This window comes from Dongia sp. (genome assembly GCF_041905885.1).
GTDB lineage: Bacteria > Pseudomonadota > Alphaproteobacteria > Dongiales > Dongiaceae > Dongia.
Map to the genome: position 1 here is coordinate 149,484 of NZ_JAYRKD010000011.1, position 11,551 is coordinate 161,034.

The window sequence follows — 11,551 nt, forward strand, 5'->3', positions numbered from 1 at the left end:
AAGGGGCGCCTGCGGTGGGAACGATTCCGGGTTACAACGAGTTCGAGCTGGATATTGAACGCGTGCTGCGCGAGCAGCTTGCGGACTTCTTCGGCCAAATCGACTCCGCGCCTCTCACGCAAGCCAACATCCAAACTATCCCGGCGAAAGCCAAGGGTGCCTACATCCTCCTGCACAAGGGAGTGCCGGTTTACGCCGGGAAGACTGACACGCGGCACGGCTTTCGAAATCGGCTCGATCGCCACTGGTTCACCCTGCAGCACCGCAAAGGCCTCGACATCGCGGACATGTCGTTCAAGGCGGTGCGGGTGATGGTGTTCTCGAACTTCGATGTGGAAGCCATCCTGATAGAGCGCATGCGCGCTATCGATCCGAATTACCTTGAATGGAATGACTCAGGCTTCGGGTCGAATGACCCCGGCCGCAATCGCGATGGGCAAGCGCCAGCGGATATTGATGAGCAATGGCCCATCGATCTTGATATGGAGATTGACCCTGGCCAGAAAGGTCCGCGCGATCTGCTCGGCCTTCTGATTCAGATGAAAGATAACCTGCCGTATACGTTTCGGTACGACACCGATCTAATCGGCAAAAAGAAAAATGGAAAGCCGCTCTACGCGAAGTACACGGTCGGTCACAAAGACTATCAGGGCAAGCAAGTGATGTTGCCGCATGGGACGGCGCTAACCTTCCGCGATGTCCTAAAGCTGGTCGTCGCGCAACTGCCTGGCTGGCAAGCTACCGTTTTCTCGAATCGCGTCATTCTTTATCCCGAACACGAGAACTATCCGTACGCCAAAGACATTATTCGCTGATGGCGAAGCGGAAAAAGAGACCCCCTATGACCCGCTCCGAGGTGATGGCGCGGGTCAAATCAAAGAATACAGTTCCCGAGCTGACCGTCCGTAAAGCGCTTTGGAGTGCGGGCCTGCGGTATCGGCTTCACGATAAGCGTGTACCTGGTCGCCCGGACCTGACTCTCACTTCTCGCAAGATCGCGGTATTTGTGCATGGATGCTTCTGGCACGGCCATGAGGGCTGCCCGCGGCATCGCATACCGAAATCGCGGGTAGAGTGGTGGACCGCAAAGATTGATCGCAATAAGGCTCGTGATGTGGAAGTGCGGTCACAGCTCACAGATGCAGGCTGGCGTCCGATGGTGATCTGGGAATGCGAAGTCGAGAAGCCAGAAGCGCTTGCGCGGTTTGTTGCTGATGTTGCCCCGAACAAAAAAGCCCCGCAATGAGCGGGGCTTTAGTCATGCGACTAGCTGCAGATCGTTCTGTACCTCGTTGCCCCAAGCGTCCCACCCCTTTGCCTTTTCCCTTGCAAATAGTTCAAGGCGCGGAACATCACCGAGAAGCTGCTCAATTCGCCGCCTTACTTCATCAGGCTTTTTAGAATGACGCTCAATTGGTGAGTGAATAATTTGGTGGACTGCCTTCGATTGAACCTGAGTCTTAGCCTTGGTGTTTGGCGAAATCCCTAGCAGACAGACTTCTGCATTGGCCCGTGTGTAAGCGCCCATACCCCAGAATGGACTGCCCGAACGAGGGTTAGTCTTGACCCAAACAAATGCCGCAGTTTTGTACTCGAATCCCCACGCCTGCAAAACCTTTAATGCTTCAGCTATATTTGGAAATGTCGCCCACATAAAACACACTGCGTCGTCTGTCTTCAACTGAGCGACTGGTAAGCGACAGATCGCCTCTGTTGTCATCGTTGGGTAGTGTTGCTTTGCCATACCTCTGCTGCTTGTCGCGCTGCCGGATTGACGATACTCCCACGGCGGGTCTGCATAGATAACTTGGTATTTCTCAGTCATGTCGGTGATGTCCTCGAAGTTGCGAGGACACCTGAATAATCAGATGAAATGTGGCGGGTAAAAGTGCGGCATGTGCCGCTATGCGCTGTAACGCGCGAAAGTGCGATATGAGGTCATCATATCAAATCTTTCGATAGGGCGTCGCGGACAACAACAAGGCCCCCTTCGCTATCGGGGGCCTTAAAGAAAGAACGCACTGGTGGGAGCGTGACCGCGTTTCGCGGCGGGCGGAAACTCCAGACGGTCGCCAGCCGGCACCCAAGACCGCTTCGGGTGTCGTTCCGGATCTGCCTAGGTGCGAGGCGTTCCAGTTTGGGAAAGAGAGAGTGGGTTTATCCCACTACCCGGAATAGCTTGCGGAGTTCTTCGGCGGGCTTCTTGGGCTCGCTCGTTTCTTTTTCCGCTGCTGGCGTCGCCGCCGCAGTGGCTTTCTCCTCCAGGTTCTTGGGGAAGAGGAGGAGGGGCTGTTGGTCGCCCGACGTGGCGATGCCGAGATAGCCGACCAATGAGCCATCGGGGAGCCGAAGGGGGATTGCTACGCGACCCCGCATCATGCCCTTGCTGGTGTACCCGATACCGATAGCCGTACAGGCCCCGGCGGTGAGGCCAAGGACCTCGATAGCCGGGTGGTTGGTCGTCAGGTGCTCCAAAGGCTTTAACGGGCTTTGTGGGGCCTCCTGACGGGCTGGAACAGTACTATTCCGCTCGGCTGGTACAGTACTCTTCCGAAGCTCCTGGGACGGTACTTTACCACCCGCATCCCCGAGGAACTGTTCCTGGATCAGCAAGGCGGCTTCCCGGACGTTCTTGGTCCGTCGGACGTGGTGCACCAGGTCGAGGATCGAACCTCTCTTCTGGCACTTGAAGCAACCAAAGAGACCTTTTGCGGGAGTGATGGTGAAAGTCCGATCTTCGGAGCACAGCGGGCACTTGCCGCGCAAAGCTCCATTAGTTCCGCTCGGCTTGGTTTGGATGCCTAGCCAAGTGGCGACTTCCTCAATGCTCACGAGAGCCTTGAGGTCGTCGAAAGAAACGAGCTCGGCCATCTCTGCTCTCCTTTTGATGTGCAGGCCTGCTCTAAGTCTAGCATGCATACTATGATATGCTTAGGAGCGGGAATGTTCCCGGAAAGAGAGGTGCCAAATGGCACAGAAGAAATCGAACGGCAGCAAGCCTTCGATGATCGCTCGGGTGAAGCAATCCCCGGACAGCGATTACATGGTCACGATCGGCGCCGCCTGGCCGTTCAAGGAAGGCGAAGGCATGGTCGTGAAGCTTCAAAGCCTCCCGATCCAGTGGGATGGCGACTTCATCCTCGTGCCGCCGAAGGAAGACGACTCCTGAGCCCAAGGAAGGACGGTGATCCTTCATACCGGAGCGCAATGCGCTTCAAACTAAAACCCCCGCTGTTTAAGGCGGGGGTCTCTTCTTATTCCTGCGATTTGCTTGGGCATGTCCTCGCACTGTGTCCTTCTTGTCCACAGTTCCCGCACTTCTGCGGCTGCCGCTTCGGTGCTTCTCCCAGGTACGACGCAAGCTCTGCGTCTATCTTCTCTCGGTCTTCGATGAGTGTCTTGATGCGTGCTAGGCGGTCGTCGAAGTTAGCCATTCAAACCTCCTGTCGGGGTATGGATGAAATAGTCTGGCTGGCCGGCGCGCTTGTATGCTCCGGTGAGGAAACCAGGCTCGGGGCGGGGCGACTTCCTCATGTCGCCTAATGGGAAGGTCGATTGGAAGATAAAGGCGTTCTTGGAAGCGCCTGGGATCTTGTCGAGAACTCGCAGCATGTTCTCCATGCGCTCTTCCGAAATCGTAACGAAGAGCGGCATGAAGCTCGGAATACCCAAATGCTTCTCGTAGAGCCGGCGGTTGATGATGTTTTGGTAGGAGAGAAACTTGCGCTCAACAGAAGTTCCACGAGATTCGGCGCGCTCCACAGGCATTGTGCCGTTGTCGAACTCAAGAGCGAAGAAGCGGACGTTCCGATTGCTCGGCGCCTTGAGGTAACGGATACCGAAGAGGCCGTCAGGGATCAGGAACGTCTTTGCGCTTCCCCGGTCTTCGCTGTCCGGAATTGCGAATGGGACGCGGGCTTCTAAGGTCGCCTGCGGCGCTTTCTTTATCGCCTCGTGCTGCGGGATGAACTCAAGATCGGGATGGTTCCTGATCTCAAGCTCGATAGAAGCCATAACCTCACAGGCCCCGAGCTGATGGCTGAAGTTCCGGTGTCCACCTTCTCCCTTGCGGTCGATGACATACCGCTTCGGCAGGACGATGCCGCGCTCTTGGAGATACTGATAGCCCTTGTGATTTAGCTCGTAGACGATGGGCCGGTAGTTTTCGTTCGGATAGTCGCGCGCTTCAAGCGGTCGGTCGGTCAGTTTCCGCTCATGGTGAAGATCGCCCAAGTGATGATTGAAGCGTGCGAGGCTGCCGCCAGCGAAGGCGTGAAGGTAGTTCGTATTGAGGAACTGGTAGCGGGCAAGCGCCGTCAACCATTTAAGATCGCGGTCGGTAACTTCGACCTTTCGGCCGGTCGGTTTCCGCTCCCAGCGGTTCCGTCGTTCTTTGGGTTCTTTCATGGAGATGTAGTCGCGCAGAGATCGCGCGGAGGCAACGTGAGCCAAGTGTTGCGAGAGGCTGAGGGCTACCGCAGTGTTCTACGGTGCGCACTCATCACATTGTAGCACAGACTACCATTCTCCGGGCTGGTCTGAGCTAGGCCCACGGTACTCTATGAGCTTGGCATTGCCAGAGCTGCCAGACGGTTCGGGCGTTATGTCTTTCATAGCGGGTGCTGGCTCATCCGGAACTTCCGTTTCCGAGACGTGAACAGCATACCTTGCTCGTTGCTGGGTTTGGAGCCATTTGAACTCCGCGGCTGTCATCTGGGGCATCGTCTCAACGACGCGATGCGGAACTGAAACCGTAACGCCTTTGCCGGAAAACATCGGCCCGAACGCGCCCATGAACTTGCCCTTGGGGAGAGCCTTAATTTCCGCAACATCCCTCTGCATCATCTTCGCGAATTGCTGCGCGTCATCTATGGATGCACCACCGACGAGCTGTATTGAGGTGTTCGCTTTAAGGTTCTCGTAGATCTTGCTGTTGAGCTGCCCGAGGTACTGGTGGGCAAGAATCAAGCCGATCTTACGCTTCCTCGCCTGCTCAAGCATGACCCCAACTCGGTCGTCTATATACTCGTGTGCCTCATCAACGTAGACGAATGTTGGCAGGCGTTGATCTTCTGGAAGGGTCGCCCGCTCCTGAGCTGCCTGCGTTATAAGCGCTATGAAAAAGCGGCCGAAGAGCTTTGATGGTTCCTCTCCGAGAATACTCTGTGCGGTGTTTACCAGAATGACCTTACCGCTGTTCATCTCTTTAAAGAGATCCAGCTTACTGCGCGGGTTTGAGAACATTCGCGAAAACGCCCCGCTCTCCATGATGTCCCAAAGGCGGCGGACAATTTGCTCTTTCGTCTCCTTGTATTGTTTGTCTACGTTGAACTGGGTGCGAAAGAACTCCTGCGCCGTTTTGCCAAGTCGAGATACATAGTCCTCGTACTTTGCATACCCCTCCTTAGTCATCAGCTCCAGGAAAGTCCGGAGGTTCGCGCCCTCGATCTCAAGCATGAGCCTGGTGACGAAGCGGAAGAGCGTGCCCTGTTTCGCGGTAAGGTCGTCTGATAGCAACGCCCCTAAGACATAATCGAGGACTTGGGTTACGCTCGATAGCAGCATCTCCTTCTCAGCGAGCGAGCGCTTATCGAAGCGACCCCTGCCCATATCAAAGAGATTGAGGGCAATGGGATACTCCATGTCTTCAGGGTCTACGATCACCAGTCGGTCAGGGTGCTCCGCGAAGAACTTGAGGGATGAAAGGTTCCGGATCATATCCTTCTGGCTATCGATCACTACGATTGAGCATTCCCCTTTAGCGACGCGAGGAAGATCGGTAGCTATCATCGCCTGAAGAAGCTGGGTCTTACCGTGCCCCGATCCTGCGACGATCCATTGATGCTCGAAGCGAAGTTTCTCTGGCGGAAAGAAGCCGATCGCGTATGAGCGAAGATCGCTGTATTCCAGGTGATAGATTTTCTCCATTGGAGGAGCCTCGTAAAGGTCCTCAAGGTTGACGGCTAAGAACCCGTCGGGTGCCTCTGGTGGGAGGGCTCTCCAATAACCCGCAATCAGTCTTTCAATTTCACCGGTTAGATGCTGGCTCTCTTCCTGAAGTTTCTTCGCCTTCTCGATGTAGTCCACGACGGGGGTAACGATCGGATCCATCTGACCGTCGCGTACCATCCCAACCGGCAGCTCGCCAAACTGCGGCGGTTCGCCAAATGCTAGCTTCGAGCGTTTCTTTTCATAAAAAGCCGCTGCCCATCCGAGAAGGTAAGCTGCGGTGACGGGGTAGTCCTTGCCGACAAGTATCGCGGTAAGACGCTCTTTCAATCCTTCAACTGAGATTGGCTGACGAGTTCGGAAGGCTTTTGAAGCCGCCTGTTCCAACTCTGGCAGGCGGTACTTCTGGATAATGGCCTTGTCCTGCTTGTCGCGTTCGTTCTTTTCATACTGCTGAAAGGCCCACCACAGGCCATAGCAGACCCCGCCGATCATCAGGATAAGGACAAACCCGCTCATAGGCAGCTCCCCCGATTAGGAATCCAGGGGGTCGGCTAAGAGTCAAGGGTACGTCTAATGTAGTTCTCAACTTTCTCGCGTAATGAGCCGTATTTTCGGCGAGAATGGCGGAGCATGACCTGAGCGTCAGTGATTGTTGGGGTAGGAGGGTGAGGCTGTATTTTCTGCCGTGCCTCGGAAACCGATCCGGCCTCAATTCGCCGTTCAAAGGCGACGTGGTTTGGTAGGTCCATGAGAGCTTGAGGGTTGAAGTCGATATGGCGGCCCAGGATTGCGGCATCCTTTGCCCCGATCCGGAAGACGTGCATGTGGCTCACGTTTCCCAGGATGGCATCTTGGATTGCCTCGGGAAGCTGCGACATGAACTGGTGAGAGAGCGTGAGGTAGAGCTGATACTTCCGAGCCTCGGAAAGGATCGTCGGAAAAGCATCGGTGGTGAAGTTCTGGAACTCGTCAACGATCAGGCAGAAAGGGCGCCGGTCGTCCGGGGAAGTATCGAAGCGGGAAAAGGCGGCTTGAGTAATCGCTGAAACTATAAGGGCTCCGAGGATGTGCGCCGGGCCTTCGCCTATCTGTCCTTTAGCCAGGTTTACGATGATGAATTGTCCTTCATCCATCGCGCGGCGGAAGTCTACGGTGCTCTTCCTTTGCCCGATGATGTTCCGGAGAGCTGGTGAGAAGAAGACGGCATCCAGCTTGTTCAAGATGGGTGAGATAACTTCGGTCCGGAAGCGGTCGTCGTATTTGTCGAACTGGTCGCGCCAGTAGGAGAGCACGGAAGGCTCAAGGACAAAGCCATATGTCCTTTTGCGAAATGTCTGATCGGTGAGAAGTTTAGGGATCTGGAGGAGGGAGGCGTTTGGATAGTCGAGAAGGGTCCTCACAGAGTTTCTGAGGACTTGGGCAGAGCGGGGGCCGATAGCGTTTTGCCCGAACAGGTGGATGAAGGCTGATACGATCTCTTCGGTAACTAGCGCCCTTTCGTCCACAGGGACGGCAGAGATGGGGTTGATCCCGACAGGAAACGCCGTGTCGGCAACGTCGATGTAGATTGCGCGGTCTTGCTTCTCTCGGGGAATGAGGAAAAGGGCGTCGTTTGCAGCGTCGCCGTGAGGGTCGATGAAACAGAAGCCGACATCAGCCGTGATGTTTCGCGCGATCTGATTTTTCAAAAACGAAGTCTTGCCGGTGCCGGTTTGGCCGATCGCGTAATGGTGTGAGTGGTTCATGTCCAGGACCGAGCCGCGAAGGATGAGCGGCAGAGGGCATGGGTAACCGTGCGCTCGCGTCATCGCGGATCGGGTCTGGCCGTGAGGCCAGAAAAGAACAGTTCTTCCGTAAGTATACCGCGCAAGCGGGATGAAGTGTGCCGCCCACAGTCCGTCGGTGACGCGAAGCGGCACGACTCCTCGCCGCAATCCCCAAGGAAGCGAATGTAAAGGACATCCTACGGTGTCGTTTACGAGCGCCCGCGTGGGCGCGAGCGGCTGGACCGATAGGGACGCCGATAGCGGCGAGGAGTCGTGCCGTGAGGCCGACGGACTGTGTGGCGGAATAAGGGGAAAAGTAAGGCTGAAGGGTACATACAGTATATATATCCGTATGCATGGCTTGCTTGCCGTGCCGGAAATGAAAAGAGGGACCTCCGGACGTTGCCGAAGGTCCCTCCCTGCCCCTTAAGGGGAGTCAGGCTTTCTCAAGCGCTGCGAGGGCGCTCCGTTATCCACTTCTCTATCTCAACTGCGTACCAAGCGACGCGATTTTTGCCGAGCTGTAACCGCTTCGGGAACTTCCCAGCATCTTCGAGGCGCTGGATATGCTGTGAGCAGTAAGGGATACCGTATACACCCTTCAACTCCTTCTTCGTGATGAGCTTCAGTTCGTGAGACATCGGTAACTCCCATTGAAGGGAGCACCGGTGCTCCGGTTACAAAAGCCATCCGGAGGCGACCACAACTATAGGCACGGGTCGGAGAGGAGTCGAGAAAGGTGCCGTTCCCACCGCATAGCCGCGTCCCGCATTTCGGGTAGGTATTGAAAGCGGTTGTAGATCGCGGCGACGCCCGAGACGACGCCGGAGGCGTGGTTAATGTACCTCTCGACAATGTGCGGCTGGACGCCTTGGGCGGCCATGCCGGTCGCGAGAGTTCGCCTCAGGTCGTGCAAGGTCCAATGATCGATCGGACAGAGTTTGTCGAAAGCGTCCTTGGACTTAGACCAGCCTGAGAAGATCGCCTCAGAGTTTCCCCGTGCCGGGAAGAGTACTGTTCCGAACTTCGGGATGCCGGCAAGAACCTTTGCCGTCATCGGGCCAAAGGGAAACGTGTGCGGTCGCCCGTTCTTCGTCAGCTCTTTAGGAAGATTAACGAGCGACTCGGCCGAAACAATGTAGTGCTCGGCGAGAGCTGCAATCTCCCCGCGGCGCTGGCCGGTGAGGATGAGGAGCTGCACGATCGTCCCGTAGGGGTAGCCGTACTGTTCCGCTGTGCGGTAGATGTGGACAAGTTCCCGGTCGGTAAGAACCCGGTCTCGGGAAACGATCGCCGCCGGCCGCTCCATGTCTTCAAGGGGACTGTGCGAAAGATAACGCTTCCGAACGGCCCAACGGAGAAAGGTCTTGAGGGCGGTGTAGGCGTGGTTGGCGGTCTGGGGAGTTTGGGCCAGGCCGTCGAGGATTTTCGAAATGTCGGCCTCGGTAATCTTGGAAACCAGGGTCGAACCGAGATCCGGCTTAAAATGCTTCGTAAGAAGCCGTTTGGTCTCCTTAGCCGTCCTTGCCCGGTTCTTCTTCTCCTTGACGGCTGCGAAGCCTTCTAGGGCCTCTGAGAAGGCTATGGACGCCTCCTTGGGCTTTCCTAGGGTCTCTTCGGCGAGAAGGCGCTTAGCCTCGTTTCTGGCGTCGAGAAGGGATATGATCGGGTATCTGCCAATCGTAGTCCGGGCGCGCTCCTTTCCGCGCTGGAGAATGAAGGTCTTGGCACCGCCTTGAGAGACGCGGACACCGAAACCCGGTAGTTCATCCCAGTAGGTGATTTGACCCTCAGCAGGAGGTTTGAGCGACCGGAGGGCTAGGTCGCTAAGACGCATCTTAGGCACTTCCTAGGCTCCTCGATCGTTGGCGTAGCAGGGTTTTTCGGGGTACTTCTATGCACCATTGTATCACCGAAAAAGCCAATGATCTAAGTGACTTAAGTGCTTCTATGCTCCTCTATGTTCAGGCTCCCGTTCGGACTACGGATCAGAAGGTTAGGAGTTCGAATCTCTTCGGGCGCGCCATTTCTTCCGACGACGTCGAAAAGTCGCCTGCGGCCTGAGGCTCGTCCTGGGCTTCTTCCGTGGATTGCCCGGAGCGCGAAGTCTTCCGAGGGTCGGGACCCGAGACACCTCTCGGGTCCAGCCGCGTGGACTTAAAAGAGGGTTGGCTCACGATTCGCAACGGGACCTTGTGCTCCTTCGCCCGACAAGTCTGCTGCGGCGACGTCCGGCCTGATCCTGCCAAACTTCAAGTCGGCGAAAGCATTGCCTTTCCCGATCTATCGCCGCTTTTCTTGCAAAACGTCAGCGCATACTTGTCAGCCCGCGCAACTTGCCGAACCCTTGCAGACGGGCAGCGTGCGCGCAGACGTTCGGTAAGCAAGTTCGAGCCATAGGCAAAATACCGGAGCGCCGCCATGCCTACATTCGCTCCAACGCCGTCGCCGCGGACGATGCCAGCAGGAATAGACGGTTCGGACGCAGCGGGAAGCGGCGGAAGCCGAACCGCTCATAAAACGTGGCCGCACGCTCATCCTTGGCTTCAACCATGATCGCGAAGACAGCGAGCGATTGCGCGGCACTCAGGATGCGCCGCACCGCGTCCGCCACGAGAAGCTCACCGACGCCCTTGCCACGCGCACGGATGTCGCGGGCCAAGCGTCCGATCAACGCGGCCGGAATTCTGTCATAACGGGGAAGCTTGCGGGCGATCTCCTCCGTAAGATCGCCCACGTCCAATTTGAAGGAGCTCAGACTGTAAAAGCCAACCACGCCCAGTTCTGAGTCCGTAGCAACGAACACGCGCGCGATATTGCGGCGCTCGTCCTGGCTGGCCCGTCGCCGGAACCAGTCATCCAACTCGGCCTCTCCGCAAGCAAACTTCGTCCGATCATGCCTGCCGAGCGGCTCCAGGATGATGCCCAATCGTCAGCCCATCAGGTCGCGATGGCGGCGAAGGGCGGCAATGAGCTTCTCGGAAGGTTCCGGCGGATTCATGAGCGCGTCGAAGAAGGCTTCCCGGTCGGCACCGGCCAGCATCATCCGTTCGTGTTCGTCCAGCACCCGGCGCGCACCCTCATAGGCGAGGTCGCCCGCCGTCAGGCCAGTGACGGCCATGGCTCGCTGGATCAGTTCCTTGGCCGAGGTGCCGACGCGCAGTTCGATTCGTTCGCGCTTGATTTCGGAGGACGATTTCTGGCGATTCGAGGCTGTAGGCATAGCACTCTCCTTCTTGATCAATGTACGGTATAATACCGTGCAAAACAAGCTGTGCTGTTTTCAAATCGGTTGGGTGCTTTGGATTGGCTTTCGGGTGCCTGCGGACTGTGCGCGCGTCCCGATATCCCTTCTTGCTCGTTCAACACGCCTTGCGCCACACCGACGTCGGAACTGCTGAACGAAACGGGCCCTGCAACGGGATCGCCCCTATCGGGCACCGTGAATTGGATGTTCGATCGAGGCTTGCTCAGCCTGGCGGACGACTTGCGCATCTTGATCTCGCGGAAGGTGAACGATGCTGACGGTGTCCGCGGCCTGATCAACAAGAGCGGCTATGCGCTGCAGCCGCGGAATCCTCTTGAACGTCCGCACCCGGCCTTCTTGAAGTGGCACCGCGAATACCATCGCTTCGATGCCTGATGTTGGAGCGTCGCAGAAGAATTCGGGATCGCGCGGAATTCGCGCAGCTTGAATATGAGCGCGGGTAACGTCAATTGTTGTGTGTCAGGAGGAAGAGGGTACTGACGCCCTGTGACTTGTTTTCGTGGGTGAAGACGGCGAACAGGATGCGGTCCATGGAGGTTCTATCCTGGAAAGTGCCCATCGGCCT

General features: G+C 56.8%; 13 protein-coding genes. 4 read left to right on the forward strand and 9 right to left on the reverse strand.

The genetic code is table 11. The features are described from left to right. The first annotated feature begins 14 nt into the window (after positions 1-14). The gene (locus tag ACH2CY_RS13650; RefSeq protein ID WP_395019812.1) at positions 15-815 is read left to right on the forward strand and encodes a hypothetical protein; all 801 of its coding nucleotides are present in this window, start codon (positions 15-17) and stop codon (positions 813-815) included. A 26-nt stretch (positions 816-841) separates the two neighbouring features. Next, the gene (locus tag ACH2CY_RS13655) at positions 842-1,246 is read left to right on the forward strand and encodes a very short patch repair endonuclease (RefSeq protein WP_395019813.1); all 405 of its coding nucleotides are present in this window, start codon (positions 842-844) and stop codon (positions 1,244-1,246) included. A gap of 12 nt (positions 1,247-1,258) precedes the next feature. On the opposite strand, the gene ACH2CY_RS13660 is transcribed toward ACH2CY_RS13655, so the two are convergent. Both ACH2CY_RS13660 and ACH2CY_RS13665 read right to left on the reverse strand, forming a co-directional pair. Then, the gene (locus tag ACH2CY_RS13660) at positions 1,259-1,825 is read right to left on the reverse strand and encodes an MT-A70 family methyltransferase (RefSeq protein ID WP_395019814.1); all 567 of its coding nucleotides are present in this window, start codon (positions 1,823-1,825) and stop codon (positions 1,259-1,261) included. A gap of 332 nt (positions 1,826-2,157) precedes the next feature. Next, positions 2,158-2,871 (reverse strand): CHC2 zinc finger domain-containing protein, encoded by a 714-nt coding sequence (locus ACH2CY_RS13665; protein ID WP_395019815.1) that lies wholly within the window; start codon positions 2,869-2,871, stop codon positions 2,158-2,160. Between the two features lie 97 nt (positions 2,872-2,968). Between ACH2CY_RS13665 and ACH2CY_RS13670 the strand changes: the two genes are divergently transcribed. Continuing rightward, the gene (locus tag ACH2CY_RS13670) at positions 2,969-3,169 is read left to right on the forward strand and encodes a hypothetical protein (protein WP_395019816.1); all 201 of its coding nucleotides are present in this window, start codon (positions 2,969-2,971) and stop codon (positions 3,167-3,169) included. A gap of 257 nt (positions 3,170-3,426) precedes the next feature. On the opposite strand, the gene ACH2CY_RS13675 is transcribed toward ACH2CY_RS13670, so the two are convergent. The 7 genes from ACH2CY_RS13675 to ACH2CY_RS13705 all read right to left on the reverse strand — a co-directional run bounded on the left by ACH2CY_RS13675 (position 3,427) and on the right by ACH2CY_RS13705 (position 10,941). Next, positions 3,427-4,407: a replication-relaxation family protein gene (locus tag ACH2CY_RS13675; RefSeq protein WP_395019817.1), complete on the reverse strand. Its 981-nt coding sequence runs from the start codon at positions 4,405-4,407 to the stop codon at positions 3,427-3,429. Positions 4,408-4,518: 111 nt separating this feature from the next. Next, complete coding sequence (locus ACH2CY_RS13680) at positions 4,519-6,468, reverse strand: type IV secretory system conjugative DNA transfer family protein (protein WP_395019818.1); 1,950 nt, start codon at positions 6,466-6,468, stop codon at positions 4,519-4,521. A 35-nt stretch (positions 6,469-6,503) separates the two neighbouring features. Further along, positions 6,504-7,871, reverse strand: coding sequence for a type IV secretory system conjugative DNA transfer family protein (locus ACH2CY_RS13685; protein ID WP_395019819.1), 1,368 nt, complete (start codon positions 7,869-7,871; stop codon positions 6,504-6,506). Between the two features lie 293 nt (positions 7,872-8,164). Beyond that, on the reverse strand, positions 8,165-8,359 hold the full coding sequence (locus tag ACH2CY_RS13690; protein ID WP_395019820.1) for a helix-turn-helix transcriptional regulator: 195 nt from the start codon (positions 8,357-8,359) through the stop codon (positions 8,165-8,167). Between the two features lie 65 nt (positions 8,360-8,424). Continuing rightward, complete coding sequence (locus tag ACH2CY_RS13695) at positions 8,425-9,555, reverse strand: tyrosine-type recombinase/integrase (protein WP_395019824.1); 1,131 nt, start codon at positions 9,553-9,555, stop codon at positions 8,425-8,427. Between the two features lie 588 nt (positions 9,556-10,143). After that, on the reverse strand, positions 10,144-10,647 hold the full coding sequence (locus ACH2CY_RS13700; RefSeq protein WP_395019821.1) for a GNAT family N-acetyltransferase: 504 nt from the start codon (positions 10,645-10,647) through the stop codon (positions 10,144-10,146). Between the two features lie 3 nt (positions 10,648-10,650). Further along, the gene (locus tag ACH2CY_RS13705) at positions 10,651-10,941 is read right to left on the reverse strand and encodes a DUF1778 domain-containing protein (RefSeq protein ID WP_395019822.1); all 291 of its coding nucleotides are present in this window, start codon (positions 10,939-10,941) and stop codon (positions 10,651-10,653) included. Positions 10,942-11,169: 228 nt separating this feature from the next. On the opposite strand from ACH2CY_RS13705, the gene ACH2CY_RS13710 reads away from it, so the two are divergent. Further along, the gene (locus ACH2CY_RS13710; protein WP_395019823.1) at positions 11,170-11,361 is read left to right on the forward strand and encodes a hypothetical protein; all 192 of its coding nucleotides are present in this window, start codon (positions 11,170-11,172) and stop codon (positions 11,359-11,361) included. The last annotated feature ends 190 nt before the right edge of the window (positions 11,362-11,551 follow it).